Origin of the sequence: Arenimonas oryziterrae DSM 21050 = YC6267, assembly GCF_000420545.1 — a bacterium.
Lineage (GTDB): Bacteria > Pseudomonadota > Gammaproteobacteria > Xanthomonadales > Xanthomonadaceae > Arenimonas > Arenimonas oryziterrae.
In genome coordinates this window covers 22,437-40,119 of record NZ_ATVD01000007.1, presented here as the reverse complement: position 1 = coordinate 40,119, position 17,683 = coordinate 22,437, and the positions used below count along the sequence as shown (strand labels likewise).

Sequence of the window (17,683 nt, the reverse complement as noted above, 5' to 3'; positions counted from 1 at the left end):
CGTCGATCAGCGACCGATCAATCGCCGATCTTGGTCTGCAGGTACGCCGGCTCGCCCAAACGCGCGATCAGGCCCAGCTGCGTTTCCAACCAGTCGATGTGCTCTTCTTCCGAATCCAGGATCGACGCGAACAGATCGCGCGACACATAGTCGGCCACCTGCTCGCTATGCGCGATCGCCGCCTTGAGGTCGGGCACGGCGAGGTATTCGAGCTTGAGATCGCATTCGAGCGCTTCTTTCGGCGATTCGCCGATGAGCAGCTTGCCGAGATTCTGCAGGTTGGGCAGACCGTCGAGGAACAGGATGCGCTCGATCAGGCGATCGGCGTGCTTCATCTCGTCGATCGATTCCTTCCACTCATGCTCGGCGAGTTCCTTCAGGCCCCAGTTCTTGTACATCTTGGCATGCAGGAAGTACTGGTTGATCGCGATCAACTCGTTGTACAGGCACTTGTTGAGGAATTCGATGACCTTCGCGTCGCCTTTCATTGTCGTGCTCCATTGCGGACGGGAGGCACTCTAGCGCAGCCCGTTGGGAGCTGGCGAAACGACAATCGCTTGTATTTCCGCGTGTGCGACGCGGGCTCAGGCGGCCGCGGAAAAAACCGCAAGCTCGAGCGGTTTGGCTTCGGCGAGGATGTCCGCGGCCTGTTCGCGGCAGGAACCACAGGTCGCGCCACAGCCGGTCCGCATGGTCAGCTCGTGCAGATCACGGCAACCCTCGTCCGCCGCACGGCGGATTTCGCGATCGGTGACAGCGTGGCAGATGCAGACGTACATGGCCGGCCTCGGATGAGAACGGTTCGCATTTCATCTCAAATGAGAATCAATGTCAACACTCGGGCGGCCTGGCCGCCCCGCCTCAGCCCGCCGAACGCAGGGGACGGTTGCGCGGGCGCTCGGAGTGGTCCGGTCCGATTTGCAGATTCTGCGTCGGAACGGCCTCTTCTCCGGCGATCGTGCGCGCAAAATCGGACAAATGATGTAGCGCGCGGATATAGACCTCGCGCTTGAACTGCACGACATTCTCGACCGGATACCAGAAATCGACCCAACGCCAGGCGTCGAACTCGGGCTTGTCGGTCAGATCCAGGCACAGGTCGGTTTCTTCGCCGGTCAGGCGCAGCAGGAACCAGACCTGCTTCTGGCCGATGCAGGTCGGCCGGCTACCCCGGCGCACGCAGCGTCGCGGCAGGCGATAACGCAGCCAGCCGGGGGTCGACCCCAGCACTTCGACGTGCCCGGGCAACAGTCCGGTTTCCTCGCGCAACTCTCGGTACATCGCCTCGAGCGGGGTCTCATCGGTGTTCATGCCGCCTTGCGGAAACTGCCAGCCGTCCCGGTTCACCCTGCGGGCCCAGAACAACCGACCATCCGTGCGCATGAGCACGATGCCCACATTGGGGCGGTAACCGTCCGGATCGATCACGAAACGGACTCCAAATTCACTGCGATCAAGCCTGCCACACGAGCGCGGCTGCGGACAAGCGCGGCGAATTCCGTTGACAGGGTGGGCGCTTACAGGGAAAATTTGCGGCCCCGCAGAATTTGGCGGGAACAGCGTGGCTATGTAGCTCAGCCGGTTAGAGCGTGGCACTCATAATGCCGAGGTCGGTGGTTCGAGTCCACCTATAGCCACCATTCGAAATCCGCTCTCTCGCGTCCCGAAAGCCCGCCCGCTGCGGGTTTTTTCTTGCCCGGAAATCCGGTCATTCGCCGGGCAGGCGGGTATCGTGGGAAGCCGCCCGTCCGACCGGAACCGCCATGGATATCTTCAAGATCTTCCGCATCGAAGCGGCGCATCGCCTGCCGAATGTCCCGGCCGGACACAAATGCGCGCGCCTGCATGGCCATTCGTTCGCGATCGAACTGCAAGTCGGCGGCGTGCCGGATGCGCGCTCGGGCTGGATCATGGATTTCGGCGACGTGAAGAAGATCTTCCAGCCGATCTACGACCAGCTCGACCACCACTACCTCAACGACATTCCCGGCCTGGAAAATCCGACCAGCGAGATGCTCGCGATCTGGATCTGGGACCGCCTCAAGCCGGCGCTGCCGGCCTTGAGCGAAGTGATCGTGCACGAGACCTGCACGTCCGGCTGTCGTTACCGCGGCGCCTGAGACGAATCAGACGCCGCGCCGGCGTCAATGCGCGGGCAAGGCCCGCGCCGGTGCCACCGCCCCGTGATTGCGCGCGATGAGCAGATACACCACCGGCACCACGAACAGCGTCATCATCGTGCCGAAACTCATGCCGCCGACGATCACCCAACCGATCTGATGCCGCGCTTCCGCACCGGCGCCCGAAGCGATCGCGAGCGGAATCGAACCCAGCACCATCGCACCGGTCGTCATCAGGATCGGGCGCAGGCGCAGCGTCGCCGCTTCGACGACCGCATCGAATTTGGCACGGCCCTGCTCCTGCAGCTGATTGGAGAACTCCACGATCAGGATGCCGTGCTTGGACACCAGGCCGACCAGGGTGACCACACCGATCTGCGTGTAGATATTCCACGACCCGGTGATATGCCACAGCCCGAAACCCGCACCGAAATTCAGCAGCACCAGACAGGCGAACGCGCCGAACACCGCCAGCGGCACCGACACCAGGATCACCGCCGGATCGACGAAGCTTTCGAACTGCGCCGCCAGCACCAGATAGATGAAGGCCAGCGCCAGCACCAGCATGATGGTGAAATCGCTGGACGACTCGCGGAACTCACGCGACTGCCCGCTGAGATCGTAGAGCGTGCCCGGCGCCGATTCCTGCAGCGCCTTTTCCATCCACTTCAGTGCTTCGGCCTGTGAATAGCCCGGAGCCAAACCGGCGCTGATCGTCGCCGCGCGCAGCTTGTTGAAGTGATTGAGCTCCTTCGCCGCGACCGTTTCGGTCACCGACGCCAGATTGTCGATCTGCACCATCGACCCATCGCTGGCGCGTACGAACATATTGCCCAGGCTTTGCGGCGTGCGGCGCGCGTCGTCGGCGACCTGCACGATGACGTCGTACTGCTCCGATCCACGCTTGAAGCGTGTCACGCTGCGGCCACCGAGCATCGTCTCCAGCGTGCGACCTACCGTGGTCACGCTGCTGCCGACTGCGGCGATCTTGTCGCGATTGACCTCCACGCGCAGCTGCGGCTTGTCGAGCTTGAGATCGGAATCGGGCGTGGTGAGCTGCGGATTCTCCGCCATCTTCGCCAGCAGCTTCTTGACCACCGCATCCAGGTCCTCCCAGGTGCCCGTGGTCTGCACGATGAAACTCACCGGCTGACCAAAACCACCCTGACCCAGCGGCGGCGGCGTGACCGGGAACGCATTCAGACCGGTAATGCCCATGAACTGCGGGAACAAGCTGCCGGCGACATCCTTGGCACTGCGATCGCGTTCGGACCAGTCCTTCAGACCGACGAAACCGATCGCCGAGGTCACGCCGTTGAAACCGACGATCTCGAAGACGCGGTCCTTCTCCGGCACCTTCATCAGGATGCTTTCCATCTGCTTGCCGTAGCGGTCGGTGTAATCGATCGTCGAGCCTTCCGGCGCCGAGGCAAAGCCGATCACCAGGCCCTGGTCTTCTTCCGGCGCCAATTCGGTCGGCAACATCAACTTCAGGCCGAAGATGCCCAGGAACAACACCAGCGCCAAGCCCACCACGAACCAGCGCAGGGAAAGCGCACCCTTGAGCAGGCGGCGATAGCCATTGTCGAGCCCGATCAGCACGCGCTCGCCGAACTCGAAGAACTTGCCATGCTGCGTTTCGTGGCGCAGCAGCTTCGAGCCCATCATCGGCGACAGCGTCAGCGCGGTGAAGCCCGACACCAGCACGGCGCCCGCGAGCGTCAGCGCGAACTCGATGAACAGCTTGCCCGTGCGGCCGGTCGAAAACACGAACGGCATGTACACCGCCGTCAGCGTCAGCGTCATCGCGACGATGGCAAAACCGATCTCCTTGCTGCCCTTAAGCGCGGCCTTGAACGGCGTCATGCCCTCTTCGACATGGCGATAAATGTTTTCCAGCATGACGATCGCATCGTCGACGACCAAACCGATCGCCAGCACCATCGCCAGCAGCGACAAGGTGTTGATCGTGAAGCCGAACAGGTACATCAACGCGAACGCGCCGATCAGGGACACGGGAATCGTGACGATCGGGATCAGCACTGCGCGCCAGCTGCGCAGGAACAGGAAGATCACCAGCACCACCAGCAACACCGCCTCGCCGACCGTCTTGTAGACCTCGTCGATTGATTTCTGGATGAAGATCGTGGTGTCGTAGGCAATCTCGACCTTCATGCCCTCGGGCAGGGTACGGGTGATTTCCGGCAGCATCTTTTTCAGCGCCGCGGAAATATCCAGCGGATTGGCGACCGCCTGCTTCACCACGCCCAGTGGAATCGCGTTGATGCCGTTGTAGCGGGCACGGAAGCGCGAGGAGTCGGCACCGAGCTCGACTTTGGCGACATCGCCCAGGCGCACGAGATAGCCGTTGGCGTCCTTGAGCACGATTGCTGCGAATTGCTCGGGCGTTTTCAGATCGGTTTCCGAGAGCACGGTGAACTCGCGCTGCTCGCTTTCGACGCGACCGGCGGGGATCTCGATGTTCTGTGCCCGCAGGGCCGTTTCGACATCCGTCGTGGTCAGGCCCGCGCCGGCCAGGCGCTCGGGATCGAGCCACACGCGCATCGCGTAACGGTTGCCGTACACCTGCGCCTGCGCCACGCCGGGAATCGTCTGCACGCGATCCTTGACGATGCGCGTGGCGAAATCGGCGATCTCGATCAGCGAATGGCGGTCGGACGAGAAGGCGAGGTAGATGATCGGCTGCGCATCGGCTTCCTGCTTCTGCACGATCGGCTCGTCGGCCTCGTCCGGCAAGGCGCCGCGTGCCTGGGCGACGCGATCGCGCACGTCCGACGCCGCGGCGTCGGCATCGCGGTTGAGATTGAAGCGCACCGTCACCTGGCTCGACTCGGCGCGGCTCACCGACTGGATGTAGTCGATACCCTCGATGCCCGAGAGCGCGTCCTCGATGGGCTTGGTGATCTGAGATTCGATGACCTGCGCGTTCGCGCCCGGATAACCGGTCGCGACCGTCACCACCGGCACGTCCACATTCGGAATCAGACGCACCGGCAGGCGCGTGTAGCAGATGAATCCGACCAGCAGCACCACCAGATTCAATACCGTCGCCAGCACCGGGCGACGGATGGAAAGATCGGAGAGAACCATGGGCGGCCGTCCTTAGTGCGCGGCAGGTGCGGCGGCGGGAGCCGGTGGTGCGGCGGCCGTCGCCACCTTGGCGCCATCGCCGATTTTCTGCTGGCCGGAGGTGATCACTTCGTCGCCGGCTTTCAGGCCTTCGACGATTTCCACCCAGCCCGGCTGACGCGCGCCCAGCGTGACCGGCACGAGCTTGGCGATGCCGTCGACGACGACGAACACCATCTTCTGTTCGCCGTTCGGCCAGATCGCCTGCTCGGGCACCATCAAGGCTTTGGCATTGGTGCCGAATACGACCTGCACGCGCGCGAACAGACCCGGGCGCAGCTTAAGATCGGCATTGGCCACGCGCGCGCGCAGCGAGGCGCTGCGGCCGGCGGCATCGATCGTCGGCGCGATCGCGACGACTTCGCCTGCGAAGGTTTCACCCGGATAGGCATCGACGGAGAGATTCACCGCCTGCCCGACTTTCATCTTGCCCAGCTGCACTTCCGGCACGCGGAAATCCACTTCCATCGGGTCCATGCGCACCAGATCCACCAGCGCCTGGCCGGCGGTGACGTAGTCGCCGACACTGACTTCGCGCAGACCGACGACGCCGTCGAACGGCGCGCGGATCTGGGTCTTTTCCAGTCGCGTACGCGCCGAGGCGGCACGGGCCTGGTCGACGCCGAGCGACGCGCGTGTCTGGTCGACATCGGCTCGGGCGACGAGCTGCTTGCCAGCGAGTTCGTTCGCGCGCGTGTTCGCACGGCGGCTGTTCTCGAGGTTGGCATTGGCTTCGTTGAGATCGGCCTGGGTCAGCGCCGCATCCAGGCTGAACAACAGCGAGCCCGCGCTCACGCGCTGCCCTTCGGTGAAACCGATGCGTTCGATCTTGCCGGCGATTTCCGGACGGATTACCGCGGATTCGTCGGCGCGCAGGCTGCCGACGGTTTCGAACTGGCTGGGCAGCGCGCGCGCTTCGACCTTCGCCGTTTCGACCTGCGTGGGCGGCATGCCGCCGCCGGGAGGTCCCCCCGCCCCTTCCGGCGCAGACGAGCCGCACGCCGAGAGCAACAGGACCAGGGAGGGAAGAAGCGGAATCAGGAGCCGGCGCATGCGAAGACCTCGACGCGGGACGAAAAGAAGCGGGCGATTACTATACCGGCCAGTTTAGCTAATTCGAACCCCCGACTTCCCCTGCCGGAAGTCCCGACTTCAAAATGCCATCGGCAGTTGTTTCGCGAACACATTGGGCGAAGTGCCCGGTGCATGCGGCAGGCGGCCCAGGCAGGGCGTCGAGAGATTGGCGCTCAGCGCCTCGAAATACGCGTCGGCGAAATCCAGTTGTGCCTGCGTGCTGTTGCCGATCCAGCCGACGAGCGTGTGGCCGTCGCTGCGGATCGCGCGTTCGCTCAGGCGCGCATGGTTGATGCAGCCCAGCCGCAGATCGACCACGAGGATCACCTGCAATTGCAGGGCGGCCACCAGATCCCCCTGGTCGATGCTTTCCGACAGCGGCGCCAGCCAGCCGCCGACGCCTTCGACCAGCACGGTATCGGCGCGCTCGGCCAGCTGGCGATACGCGGCGAGCATCGGCGCGAGTTCGAGCGTCACACCCGCACGCGCGGCGGCGATTTGCGGTGCGGTCGCCTCGGGCAAGGCATAGGGATTGACCAAGGCGTAGTCGCAACCGGGCTCGCTTGCCGCCTGCAAGGCCAGCGCATCGTCGTTGCGCCAGCCCGCTTCGCTCCAGCGGCAACCGCTGGCGACCGGCTTCATGCCGATCGCGCGCTGCCCGCGCGCACGCAGCGCGTGCAGCAGGGCCGTGCTGACCACGGTCTTGCCCGCATCGGTATCGGTGCCGGTGACGAACAGGCCGCGCGCGCTCATGCCGTCGCCTCGTCGCCAAAACGAAGGCGTGCCCGGGCGGCGGCGCGCTTGCGCACGACCCACGCGAAATTCATCAGGAAATAGATCATGCCAGGCAGGGCCGCGAACCATGCCGCCGGGTGTACCGGCATCATCATCGCCAGGACAAAAGACAGCGTCGCCACGGCCGCCGACCAGCGCCAGCTCGCCACTTCCGCGGCGGTCTGCGCGGCTTCTTCCACGCTCAGGCCCAGTTCCCGGCGCTGACGCAAGGCATAGGAATACAGCGCGGCGAGTACCAGGGACATCGTGCCGAACGCCACCGCGTACACCATGAACATCGTGCCGAGCTCGGCGAAGCTCTGGAACCCGGTGATCGGCCACGGCAGCCATCCGCGCGTCATCCACGCGAAGAAGGTGCCGAACAACAAGCGCAGCGGATGCACGTAGATCAACACCAGGAACACCAGCAGCAGACTGAGCAACGTACTGCGGCCATCGTCGAGTCCGTAACGCCGGCTCCAGCGCACATGCGCATGCCAGAACAGCGCGATCTGCAGAAAGCAGCCGGCAAAGGCCGGAATGCCGCGCATCGCCAGCACCAGTTCCGGAATGTTCTTGGGTACCTCGTTCGCCGAAATGACCAGCAGGCTCAACGCGAACGCGAAAGCCGCGTCGACGAAGGCTTCCAGGCGCGTGACCTGGGCGCCGCGTTCGCGGAAGCCATCCTTCATCGTCGGCAGGTCGGCCAGCGGGGTCTGGGTCATGGCGGGACTTTAGCAGGCCACAGGGCGGGCGCTGCTACACTTGCCATCCCCGTTGCGAGTGCCCCCGATGTTCGCCAACGCCAGCCTCACCGGCAGCAAGTCCGAGCAATACCGCCAACTCGCCGAGCAGGCGCGCGGCCTGCTGCACGGCGAACGCGATCGCATCGCCAACGCCGCCAACCTGTCGGCGCTCGTGTACCACGCACTGCCCGCGCTGAACTGGGTCGGTTTCTATTTCTGGGATGGCGCCGAGCTGGTCGTCGGACCGTTCCAGGGCCAGCCGGCCTGCGTGCGCATCGCCCTGGGTCGCGGCGTCTGCGGCACCGCCGCCGCGAGCCGGCAGACGCAGCGCGTTCCCGACGTCGAAGCGTTTCCCGGACATATTCCCTGCGACTCGGCCTCACGGTCGGAACTGGTCGTGCCCCTGTACCGCGGCGAGCAATTGGTCGGCGTGTTCGATCTCGACAGCCCCGAACTCGACCGCTTCGACGACGAAGACCAGACCGGGCTGGAAACCCTCGCCACGATTTTCCTGGAGTCGCTGACGTGAGCACCGAGAAGCTGCGCAATATCGGCCCCAAGAGCATGGCCTGGCTGCGCCAGACCGGCATCCGCACCCTGGCCGATCTCACCGCCGCCGGCTCGTTGCCGGCGTTCGTGCGCATCAAGCGCGCCGGCTTCAAGCCCAGCCTGAATCTGCTGTACGCGCTCGAAGGCGCGATCCTCGACTGCCACTGGCAGGAAATTCCGGAAGAGCGCCGCACCGCACTCATTGCCGCCGCCGAGTTGGAAATCGCCAAATTGCCCAAGGGTCGCGGCAAGGTTCAGCCCGCCGCCGGCGCGGTCACCACCACGCATATGCAGAGCGATCCCGACGAGGGCGCGATGCCCGAACAGAATTTCGGCTTCGACGATCCCAGCGGTTCGCACGACAGCGACTGACCTCGCCCCATCGGCGCCGCGTCGCCGGTCAGAAATCCCAGCGCAGCTCCGCCGACCAGGTGCGCTGGTTGTACGGATGGAAATTCCAATAGGTGCGATTGCCCAGGTTGTCCACGCCCAAGGCCGCGCTCCAGTGCGCGTCGTAGGTGTATTTCGCGCGCAGGTCCACGACGAGGAACGGGCTGGTGCCGGTATAGGCATCGCTGTGGACGTCGCTATTGTCGAGCGTGTTGAACTGCTTGCCGCTGTAGCGCGCGCCGGCCGTGAGGCTCCACTTCGTGCCCCAGGGATAAGTCGCCAGCAGATTCGCGCGCCAGCGCGGCACACGCGGCTGCCACTTGCCGACGCTGGCCGGAAAACCCGCGTTCTCGCGGAGCACTGAATCGGCGAAGGTCAGACTGGCATTGATCTCGAGGCCGTCGAGGCCGACATCGAACCAGTTGCCGGCCCATTCGACGCCGAGCGTGCGAATCGCATCGACGTTCTGGATCGAGGTGATGTTCGGTGTCAGCGTGACCTTGGTCTGCGAATACAAGGCATCGCGCGTGCGTTCGTGGAACACCGTGGCGCGCCAGTTGCCGCGCACCGTCGTGTGCAGCACGGACAGCTCGGACGTGAGCGAACGCTCCGGCTTCAGGCTCGGGTCGTTGTTGACGATGACGTTCGTGGCAATCGACCCCTGGTAGAGCTCGCTGACCGTCGGAAAACGCAGCGCCCGCCCGAGGGATCCGCGTACCGTCCAATCCGGCGTCAGCGCGAAGGCCAGCGCGGCTTTCGGCGACAGCGCACGATCGCGGCGGCCGGGCAAGCCCAGTAGCGTGTTCGCGTTGGCCAACAGACCGTTGCGGGCCGTCCACTGCTCCGAACGCAGACCCAGGGTGCTGGTCCAGCGCGTCGATCCGCGCCAGGTGTCCTGGACGTACAGACTGCGCAGTTCGGTTTCGCCGGCAAACGCAGAAAAGCGCGACTCGCCCCGGCCATGGATCCAGTCGCCGGTGTTGTAGACAGTCGTTTTCAGCGTGTACCGGTCGTCCTGCAAACCCAGCTCGAGCACATGCGCCGGGGTCGGTCGCCAGGTGACGGCGACCGCCGCGGTATTCCATCCGGTGCCGCCGCTGTCGGCGATACGACCGGCACCGCCCGCGTCCGCCTGCGGTCGCGCGCCCAGGGGCGAACGGATACGGTCGGTCACGTAGTCGTAGCGGCTGGCGCTGATCGCGTAGTCCCAGAGGCCGCCGGTGCTGCGCTTGAGCGACAACCCGTGGATGCGATGCTCGAGCTCGGCGCGCTGCAGCGAAATCGCCGTAGCCGGCACGGCGTAACTGCGGCCATCGATCTGCACGTTGCCGCTGTAGACGGGCAGGCCCGCAGCATCGTGCAGATAGGTCTGAGAATCGCGCTGCACCTCGTTCTTCCAGCGCGCGAACACATAGCTCAGGCGCAGGTCGTCGGTGAAATCGTAGGCGAGCTTGAGCTTGGCGTAATCCTGGACGGTCTGCGTGCGGCTCGTCGCGCCGAGCAGGAGCCAAGGTTGCTGGCGGGGATTGTTGCCGGGCACCGCGCCATCGACCGGGGTGCCTGCGCCGGCACTGCCGCTACTGGTCAGCACGTTCGCAAAGCCGATCGGATGGCCGTCGCTGTCGAGGCGATGGAGGGAGAGCCAGGCAGAAAAGTCGCCCCAGCGATCGCCGATCGAGACACTCGCCGTCTTCGCCGGATAGGAGTCGCTCGTCCGGTAGAGCTTGAAGCGTTCGACGGAATAGCCGGCTTTGGCGTGCGCCTCGAACCGGTCGGGCATGCGCGTCACGTAGTCGACCACCGCACCGACCGAATTGCCGGCGTAGGCGGCCGAGAACGGACCGTAGAGCACGTCGACGCGCTCGATCTCTTCGGGCGACACCAGTCCCCAGCGCGGCGTGAAACTGGCGCCGTTGCCGAGCAGGTTCGACAGCAGGATGCCGTCCGCATACACGAGCGAACGCGCGCTGTTGCCGGTACCCGACGCGCGCGTGGCGAGCACGGCATGGTCATAGTCGCCGATGTAGCGCTTGCGCACGAGCAGGCTGGGGAAATACTTCAGCGCGTCTTCGGCATCGGTCGCATTGATCTTGCGCTCGACGTCCTCGCCGAGGATACCTTCCATCGTCGTCGGAATCTGCGTGGGCAGCGATGTGGGGCGCGTGCCGAGCACGGTGACCGTGCCGAGCGTGGCATCGGCGGCGGCGCTGCCCGTGGTCGCGCTCGCGGCGTCGGTGATCGGCGTCGCGCGCACCGCGCCCGGACACGCGGCGAGCGCGGCGGCCAGACTGAGGAAAAGGCGGCAGCGGGACACGACAGCTCCAAACCCGGGCGGTGCCGGATCAGCGGAAGGGAAGGATCAGGAGGTCATTGTCCCGGGGCTGGTGGCCGCGCGGAATGCGACACAGTGTCGCAGGCCCGGACTCGCGCCCGCGGTCAGCGCTCGCCGTGCGGCTTCTTGCCGAGCTTGCGCTGCAGGCTGCGCCGATGCAGGCCCAGGGCGCGCGCGGCGGCGGAGACGTTGCCGGCATGCTCGGCCAGCACGCGCTGCAGGTGTTCCCATTCCAGACGGCGCGGATGCACCGGCGTCGCGGGAATCGGCGCCGGCGCGGCCGTGGCGAACAGCGCGGCGAGAATCTCGTCGACCTGCGCAGGCTTGGGCAGGTAGTCGTCGGCGCCGCGCTTGATCGCTTCGACCGCCGTGGCGATGCTCGCGTACCCGGTCAGCAACAGGATGCGCGCCTGCGGCTGCCGCGCGCGCAGATCGGCGAGCAGATGCAAACCGCTTTCCTCGCCCAGGCGCAGATCGACGATCACACCGTCGAAAGCCTGTGTCGCCGCGACCAGCGCCGATGCACCGTCGCCAGCCTCGACGACGGCATACCCTCGGCGCGACAGGGCGCGCGCCAGCACGCGACGGAAACTTTCGTCGTCGTCGATCAGCAGCAGGCGCGGCAGGTTCATGCGGTGTCCCGCAGCGACAGGGCACTGCGCGGCACATGCAGCACCGCCTCGGTGCCGCCGTCGGGCACCGGCCAGAGCTGCAGGCTGCCGCCGAGCGATTCCAGACTGGTGTTCGACAACAGCAGACCCAGGCCCAACCCGGCCGGCTTGCCGCTGGCACCGGGCGTGGGCGCGCCAGAAAATCCGGGGCCGTGATCGCGAACGCGCAGCTCGAGATCGCCGGCGCGCGAATCCACGCGCAGCTCGATGTCCTCTCGCCCGGATTGCAGGGACGCGTCCAGCGCGTTGTCGAGCAGGTTCAGCACCGCCTGCGACAGGCTGATGTCCGGCAGCAGCGACAGATCGCCAAGTTCCTCGATGCCCGCGAAGCGCACCCGCGCCTGCGGCCGCACGATCTTCCAGCGCGAAACCAGCTGTCGCAGCCAACTCGCGACGGCGAGGCGCTCGGCGGGTTCGCCGCGGGCACTCGCGCCCAGGGCCTGCACCGAACGCCGGCAATGTTCGATCTGTTGCGCCAGCAAGGTCAGGTCTTCGGCAAGCGTGCGGTCGTCGGGTCGCACCTGGCGCAATTCGTCGACCAGGGTCGCCATGGTCGCGAGCGGCGTGTTGATCTCGTGCGCGGTCCCGGCCGCCTGCACGGCGAGACTGAGCAGGGTGCGCTCGCGCGCATCGCGTTCGCGCATCGCCGCCAGCGTGCGCCGCTGCGCCGCCACGCGCGCAGCCAGACGCAGCGCGAAGGCGGTAAGCAGCACCAGCGACAGCAGAAAGTTCACCCACATGCCCATCAGGTGCAAGGACATCGCATTCGCGCCAGGCAGCGAAGGCAGGGGCTTGGCGTGCACCATGAGCACGCCATAGGCGACCGCGGCGAGCACCGCCAGCACAATGACCCGGCTCGCGGGCAGCACCGTCGCCGTCAGCGCGATCGGCAACAGGAACAGAGACACAAAAGGATTCGCCGCACCGCCGGTCCAGTACAACAGCCAGGCGAGCACCCCCAAGTCGAGCGCCAGCCCGAGCATGATCCGCCCGTCGCCGGCGGCAGCCTGCGGCAAGCGCCGGAACAGCACCGCATTGAACAGCGCCAACACGGCCACGGCGCTCCACAAGGGCGCGTAGTCGAGATGCATATGCAGCACATAGCGCGCCGACAGCAGAGTGACCGCCTGCGCCGCGATGGCGCACCAGCGCAGCCACGCCAGCGTGGTTTCTAACTCGGCGAGCGCGTCGCGCACGGGCGCCTTGGCAGCGGTTCGCGTGCTCAGCGCACGACCGCGTAGTCGCGCGCGTCCTCGCGCCAGCGGGGCGTGGCACGAATCACCGGCAGCACCTGGGCCACGTCGTCGACCAGCGACCACATTGCGGCATGCTCGGTGTTCATGAACTTCTCGGCGATCACCTGTTCCATGAAGCCCTGCAGCGGCGCGTAGAAATTGCGCGTGTTGAGCAACACGATCGGATTGAAATAGATGCCCAGGCGCTTGAGCGTCAGCGCCTCGAACAATTCCTCGAGGGTGCCGCAACCGCCGGGCAAGGCGATGACGGCGTCCGATCCGGTCAGCAGCTTGTGCTTGCGCTCGCGCATGTCCTCGACCAGTTCGAGCTGGGTCAGGCCGGGGTGACCCCATTCGAGATCGGCCATGAACCGCGGCAGGATGCCGATGACTTCGCCCTGGCGGGACAGAGCGCCGTCCGCGACCGCGCCCATCAAGCCCTGCGAACCGCCGCCGTAGACGAGGGAATGACCGTCGGCGGCGATCGCCTGGCCGAGCGCGAAGGCGGAGGCATGGAATTCCGGCGCAACCTGCGCACTCGACGCGGCGTAAACACACAGACGCATCGGCTTATTCCACCGTCACGGATTTGGCGAGATTGCGTGGCTTGTCGACATCGGTGCCGCGCTTGAGCGCCGTGTGGTAGGCGAGCAACTGCACCGGGATGGCGTGCACCACCGGGCTGAGCAGGCCGACATGACGCGGCGTGCGGATGACATGCACACCTTCCGACTCCAGGAAATGGCTATCGGCATCGGCGAACACGAACAACTCGCCGCCACGCGCACGTACTTCCTGCATGTTCGACTTCACTTTTTCCAGCAGCGTGTCGTTGGGTGCGATGACCACGACGGGCATTTGCGCATCGACCAGAGCCAGCGGGCCGTGCTTGAGCTCGCCGGCCGGATAGGCCTCGGCGTGGATATAGGAGATTTCCTTGAGCTTGAGCGCACCCTCGAGCGCGATCGGATAGTGCAGGCCGCGGCCCAGGAACAGCGCGTGCTGCTTGGGCGCGAACTTCTCCGCCCACAGGTTGATCTGCGGCTCGAGGTTGAGCGCGTGCTGCACGCTGCCGGGCAGGCGACGCAGGGCGTCGAGCAGCTCGGCCTCTTTCGCTGCGTCCAGGCGACCGTGCAGTTTCGCCAGCGTGCCGGTCAGCGCGAACAGGGCGATCAGCTGCGTGGTGAACGCCTTGGTCGACGCGACACCGATTTCGGCGCCGGCACGCGTGTAGAACACCATGCGGCTGGCGCGCGGAATGGCGCTTTCCTGCACATTGCAGATCGACAGCGTGTGCTCGTGCCCGAGCGACTTGGCGTATTTGAGCGCCTCCATCGTGTCCAGGGTTTCGCCCGACTGCGAGATCGTCACGATCAGATGGCGCGGATTGGCGACCGCGGCGCGATAGCGGTATTCGCTGGCGATCTCGACGCTGCAGGGCAGGCCGGCGATCGCCTCGATCCAGTAGCGCGCGGTGAGCCCGGCGTAGTAGCTGGTGCCGCAGGCGAGGATCTGCACGCCGTCGATGTCGCGCAGGCGCGTCGCGGCTTCCGGTCCGAACAGCACCGGCGAGAAGCCTTCGGCGATCACCGGCTCGATCGTGTCGGCCAGGGCGCGCGGCTGCTCGTGGATCTCTTTCTGCATAAAATGGCTGTACGGGCCCAGCTCCATCGATGCGAGCGACACGTCGGACACATGCACCTCGCGCTCGATGCGGGCGCCCGCACCATCGAACACGCGCACGCCATCACGGCGGATTTCCGCAACGTCGCCCTCTTCGAGGAAGATCACGCGACGCGTTGCCGAAATCACCGCGGACACGTCGGAGGCGACGAAATTCTCGTTCTCGCCCAGGCCGACCAGCAGCGGACAACCCATGCGCGCGGCGATGAACCGGTCCGGATCGCGCTTGCTGACCACGGCGATCGCGTACGCGCCGATCAGTTCGCGCACAGCGCGCTGGGTCGCGAGCAGCAGGTCGCCCTCGGTCTTGAGGTAGTGCTGGATCAGATGGGCGATGACTTCGGTGTCGGTCTGCGACTCAAAGGTGTAGCCGAGTTCGCGCAGGCGCGCGCGTTGCTCTTCGTGGTTCTCGATGATGCCGTTGTGCACGATCGCGAGCTCGCCATCGCTGATGTGCGGGTGCGCATTGCCTTCGGTGACGCCGCCATGCGTGGCCCAGCGCGTGTGGCCGATGCCGAGCAGGCCGGCGAGACCTTCGCTTTGCGCGGCGCTTTCCATCTCGGCCACGCGACCGGTGCGGCGCACGCGACGCAGTTCATCGGTCAGCACCGCCAGTCCGGCGGAATCGTAGCCGCGATATTCCAGACGCTTGAGACCATCGACCAGGAAAGGAACCACATCCCGCTGGGCGATCGCCCCGACGATTCCGCACATAGATCACCTTCGCTGGCAAAGCGTGATTTTAGCGCATTTGAAAAACACCTCCGGCCGACGCTTTGCGGCCGCGAAGGCGGCGTCCGCCGCCCGGCCGGCGGACGCCGGGCGGACACGCCGGACACGTTCTGCGACCCGTAAATATCCTTGAAATTCAATGCGATGCCTGTTGGCACAATTCCTGCTGAATCGTTCCTGTCCACGAACGAGAACCCCCATGATCCGCGACACCTCCGCCCAAGACCAAGTTCTGAGCCCGCCCCCCGGATCGTCGGGCAAGCGCCGCCTGGGATGGATCGCTGCGATCGTCGTCGTCGTGGCGCTGATCGGTTCGCTCGTGGCCGCGCGCAGCGGCAGCTCCCGCTCCATCGACGGCGCGCGCCTGCGCATTGCCGACGTGAGCCGCGGCACCCTGGTGCGCGATGCCTCGGTCAACGGCCGCGTCGTCGCCGCCGTCAGTCCCACCCTGTACGCACCGGCCGTGAGCACGGTCACCCTCAAGATCCATGCCGGCGACACCGTCAACAAGAACGATGTGCTCGCGGTGCTCGATTCGCCCGAACTGAGCAATGAGCTCGCGCGCGAACAGTCCAGCCTCGAACAGCTCGAAGCCGAAGTCGCACGCCAACGCATCCTCGCCCAGAAGCAGGAACTGATCGCCCGCCGCGACGCCGACGAAGCCGAAGTGGCGCGGGTCGGCGCGCAGCGCATCCTGCAGCGCACCGAAAAGGGCTACAAGGCCGGCGCGATCGCCGAAGTGGAATTCCTGCGCGCGCAGGACGCGATGAAGAGCGCGGAAATCCGCAGCAAGCAGGCCGCGCAGGCCTCGGGCCTGGAAAGCCAGGACGTCGGCCTCGAACTCAAGACCAAACTCAGCCAGCTGCAGCGCCAGCGCCTGGTGGTGGCCAACATCCAGCGCCGCGTCGACGAACTCACTGTGCGCGCACCGGTCGACGGCGTCATCGGCACGCTGTCGGTCGCCGACCGCGCCGTGGTGCCGGTGAATGCGCCGTTGATGACCGTGGTCGATCTCTCGCGCCTGGAAGTGGAACTGGAGATCCCGGAAAGCTACGCCGACGATCTGGGCCTGGGCCTGTCGGCGGAAGTGAGCATCGGCGCGATCAACGCGACCGGCAAGCTCTCGGCGATTTCCCCGGAAGTGGTCAAGAACCAGGTGCTTGCGCGCGTTCGCTTCAACGGCGCGCAGCCAGCCGGCCTGCGCCAGAACCAGCGCGTCAGCGCGCGCATCCTCATCGAGGAAAAGCCCAACGTGCTGATGCTGCCGCGTGGTCCGTTCGTCGAGAACGAAGGCGGCCGCTTCGTCTACGTCATGGACGGCAGCATCGCCGTGCGCCGCCCCGTACAACTGGGCGCGACCAGCGTGAGCGCCGTCGAAATCCTTCAGGGCTTGAAGGTCGGCGACCGCGTGGTGATCGCCGGCACCGATGCCTTCGACAACGCCGAACGCGTTTCCGTCAACGACTGATCCCTTTCAACCAACGAGCACGCCAGGAGCCTCCCCATGCTTCGCATGACCAATCTCAGCAAGGTCTACCGCACCCACATGATCGAGACGCACGCCTTGCGCGGCTTCGATATCCACGTCAAGGAAGGCGAGTTCGTCGCGGTGACCGGTCCGTCCGGCTCGGGCAAGACCACGTTCCTGAACATCGCTGGCCTGCTCGAGGAGTTCTCCGGCGGCGAGTTCCTGCTCGACGGCGTCAACGTCAAGGGCATGGACGACAACGCGCGCTCGAAGCTGCGCAACGAGAAGCTCGGCTTCATTTTCCAGGGCTTCAACCTGATCCCCGATCTGAACCTGTTCGACAACATCGACGTGCCCTTGCGCTATCGCGGCTTCAATGCCGCCGATCGCAAGACGCGCATCGAGGATGCGCTCGGTCGCGTGGGCCTGGCCTCGCGCGCCAAGCACTTCCCGGCCGAACTGTCCGGTGGCCAGCAGCAGCGCGTCGCGATCGCGCGCGCCCTCGCCGGCTCGCCCAAGCTGCTGCTCGCCGACGAACCGACCGGCAACCTCGACACGCAGATGGCGCGCGGCGTCATGGAGCTGCTCGAGGAGATCAACAGCCAGGGCACCACGATCCTGATGGTGACCCACGATCCGGAACTCGCCGCGCGCGCCCAGCGCAACGTGCACATCATCGATGGCCAGGTCTCGGACCTGCTGCGCGAGGCCAACGCCTCGCTCGCCGCCGTCGTCGCCGCGACCGTCTGAGGAGTCCGC

General features: G+C 65.8%; 17 protein-coding genes and 1 tRNA gene. 6 read left to right on the top strand and 12 right to left on the bottom strand.

Annotated elements, in window-relative coordinates:
* Positions 1-17: 17 nt before the first annotated feature.
* The 3 genes from bfr to G467_RS0114090 all read right to left on the bottom strand — a co-directional run bounded on the left by bfr (position 18) and on the right by G467_RS0114090 (position 1,428).
* Complete coding sequence (gene bfr, locus G467_RS0114100) at positions 18-488, bottom strand: bacterioferritin (RefSeq protein ID WP_022970382.1); 471 nt, start codon at positions 486-488, stop codon at positions 18-20.
* Between the two features lie 96 nt (positions 489-584).
* The gene (locus G467_RS0114095; RefSeq protein ID WP_026802710.1) at positions 585-779 is read right to left on the bottom strand and encodes a (2Fe-2S)-binding protein; all 195 of its coding nucleotides are present in this window, start codon (positions 777-779) and stop codon (positions 585-587) included.
* An 82-nt stretch (positions 780-861) separates the two neighbouring features.
* A complete protein-coding gene (locus G467_RS0114090; protein WP_022970381.1) occupies positions 862-1,428 on the bottom strand; it encodes an RNA pyrophosphohydrolase in 567 nt (188 codons plus the stop codon).
* A gap of 135 nt (positions 1,429-1,563) precedes the next feature.
* Here G467_RS0114090 and G467_RS0114085 point away from each other — a divergent pair.
* Positions 1,564-1,640: transfer RNA gene (locus G467_RS0114085), tRNA-Met, on the top strand.
* Positions 1,641-1,763: 123 nt separating this feature from the next.
* Complete coding sequence (gene queD, locus G467_RS0114080; protein WP_022970380.1) at positions 1,764-2,120, top strand: 6-carboxytetrahydropterin synthase QueD; 357 nt, start codon at positions 1,764-1,766, stop codon at positions 2,118-2,120.
* A gap of 24 nt (positions 2,121-2,144) precedes the next feature.
* On the opposite strand, the gene G467_RS17020 is transcribed toward queD, so the two are convergent.
* From G467_RS17020 to G467_RS17005, 4 genes are all read right to left on the bottom strand, one after another.
* Positions 2,145-5,231, bottom strand: a complete 3,087-nt coding sequence (locus tag G467_RS17020; protein ID WP_022970379.1) for an efflux RND transporter permease subunit — start codon at positions 5,229-5,231, stop codon at positions 2,145-2,147.
* A gap of 12 nt (positions 5,232-5,243) precedes the next feature.
* A complete protein-coding gene (locus tag G467_RS17015) occupies positions 5,244-6,221 on the bottom strand; it encodes an efflux RND transporter periplasmic adaptor subunit (protein WP_051130494.1) in 978 nt (325 codons plus the stop codon).
* A 201-nt stretch (positions 6,222-6,422) separates the two neighbouring features.
* Positions 6,423-7,097 carry a dethiobiotin synthase gene (bioD, locus tag G467_RS17010; RefSeq protein WP_022970377.1) on the bottom strand — a complete coding sequence of 225 codons (675 nt, stop codon included), beginning with the start codon at positions 7,095-7,097 and terminating at the stop codon, positions 6,423-6,425.
* Complete coding sequence (locus G467_RS17005) at positions 7,094-7,843, bottom strand: TMEM175 family protein (RefSeq protein WP_022970376.1); 750 nt, start codon at positions 7,841-7,843, stop codon at positions 7,094-7,096. The genes bioD and G467_RS17005 overlap by 4 nt, the downstream gene beginning before the upstream one ends.
* Positions 7,844-7,910: 67 nt before the next feature.
* Here G467_RS17005 and G467_RS0114055 point away from each other — a divergent pair, with 67 nt between their 5' ends.
* Complete coding sequence (locus G467_RS0114055; protein WP_022970375.1) at positions 7,911-8,393, top strand: GAF domain-containing protein; 483 nt, start codon at positions 7,911-7,913, stop codon at positions 8,391-8,393.
* Positions 8,390-8,785, top strand: a complete 396-nt coding sequence (locus tag G467_RS0114050) for a TfoX/Sxy family protein (protein WP_022970374.1) — start codon at positions 8,390-8,392, stop codon at positions 8,783-8,785. The genes G467_RS0114055 and G467_RS0114050 overlap by 4 nt, the downstream gene beginning before the upstream one ends.
* Positions 8,786-8,813: 28 nt before the next feature.
* Here the strand turns inward: G467_RS0114050 and G467_RS0114045 are convergent, their stop codons facing one another.
* The 5 genes from G467_RS0114045 to glmS all read right to left on the bottom strand — a co-directional run bounded on the left by G467_RS0114045 (position 8,814) and on the right by glmS (position 15,438).
* Entirely contained in the window at positions 8,814-11,117 is a 2,304-nt protein-coding gene (locus tag G467_RS0114045; RefSeq protein WP_022970373.1) for a TonB-dependent receptor, read from the bottom strand.
* Positions 11,118-11,239: 122 nt separating this feature from the next.
* The gene (locus tag G467_RS0114040; RefSeq protein ID WP_022970372.1) at positions 11,240-11,767 is read right to left on the bottom strand and encodes a response regulator transcription factor; all 528 of its coding nucleotides are present in this window, start codon (positions 11,765-11,767) and stop codon (positions 11,240-11,242) included.
* Positions 11,764-13,002: an ATP-binding protein gene (locus G467_RS0114035; protein WP_022970371.1), complete on the bottom strand. Its 1,239-nt coding sequence runs from the start codon at positions 13,000-13,002 to the stop codon at positions 11,764-11,766. Before G467_RS0114035 ends, G467_RS0114040 begins: the two co-directional genes overlap by 4 nt.
* A gap of 26 nt (positions 13,003-13,028) precedes the next feature.
* Positions 13,029-13,607, bottom strand: coding sequence for an LOG family protein (locus G467_RS0114030; protein WP_022970370.1), 579 nt, complete (start codon positions 13,605-13,607; stop codon positions 13,029-13,031).
* A 4-nt stretch (positions 13,608-13,611) separates the two neighbouring features.
* The gene (glmS, locus tag G467_RS0114025; RefSeq protein WP_022970369.1) at positions 13,612-15,438 is read right to left on the bottom strand and encodes a glutamine--fructose-6-phosphate transaminase (isomerizing); all 1,827 of its coding nucleotides are present in this window, start codon (positions 15,436-15,438) and stop codon (positions 13,612-13,614) included.
* Between the two features lie 217 nt (positions 15,439-15,655).
* Here glmS and G467_RS0114020 point away from each other — a divergent pair, with 217 nt between their 5' ends.
* Both G467_RS0114020 and G467_RS0114015 read left to right on the top strand, forming a co-directional pair.
* On the top strand, positions 15,656-16,924 hold the full coding sequence (locus tag G467_RS0114020) for an efflux RND transporter periplasmic adaptor subunit (protein ID WP_022970368.1): 1,269 nt from the start codon (positions 15,656-15,658) through the stop codon (positions 16,922-16,924).
* A 36-nt stretch (positions 16,925-16,960) separates the two neighbouring features.
* Entirely contained in the window at positions 16,961-17,674 is a 714-nt protein-coding gene (locus G467_RS0114015; protein WP_022970367.1) for an ABC transporter ATP-binding protein, read from the top strand.
* Positions 17,675-17,683: the final 9 nt, after the last annotated feature.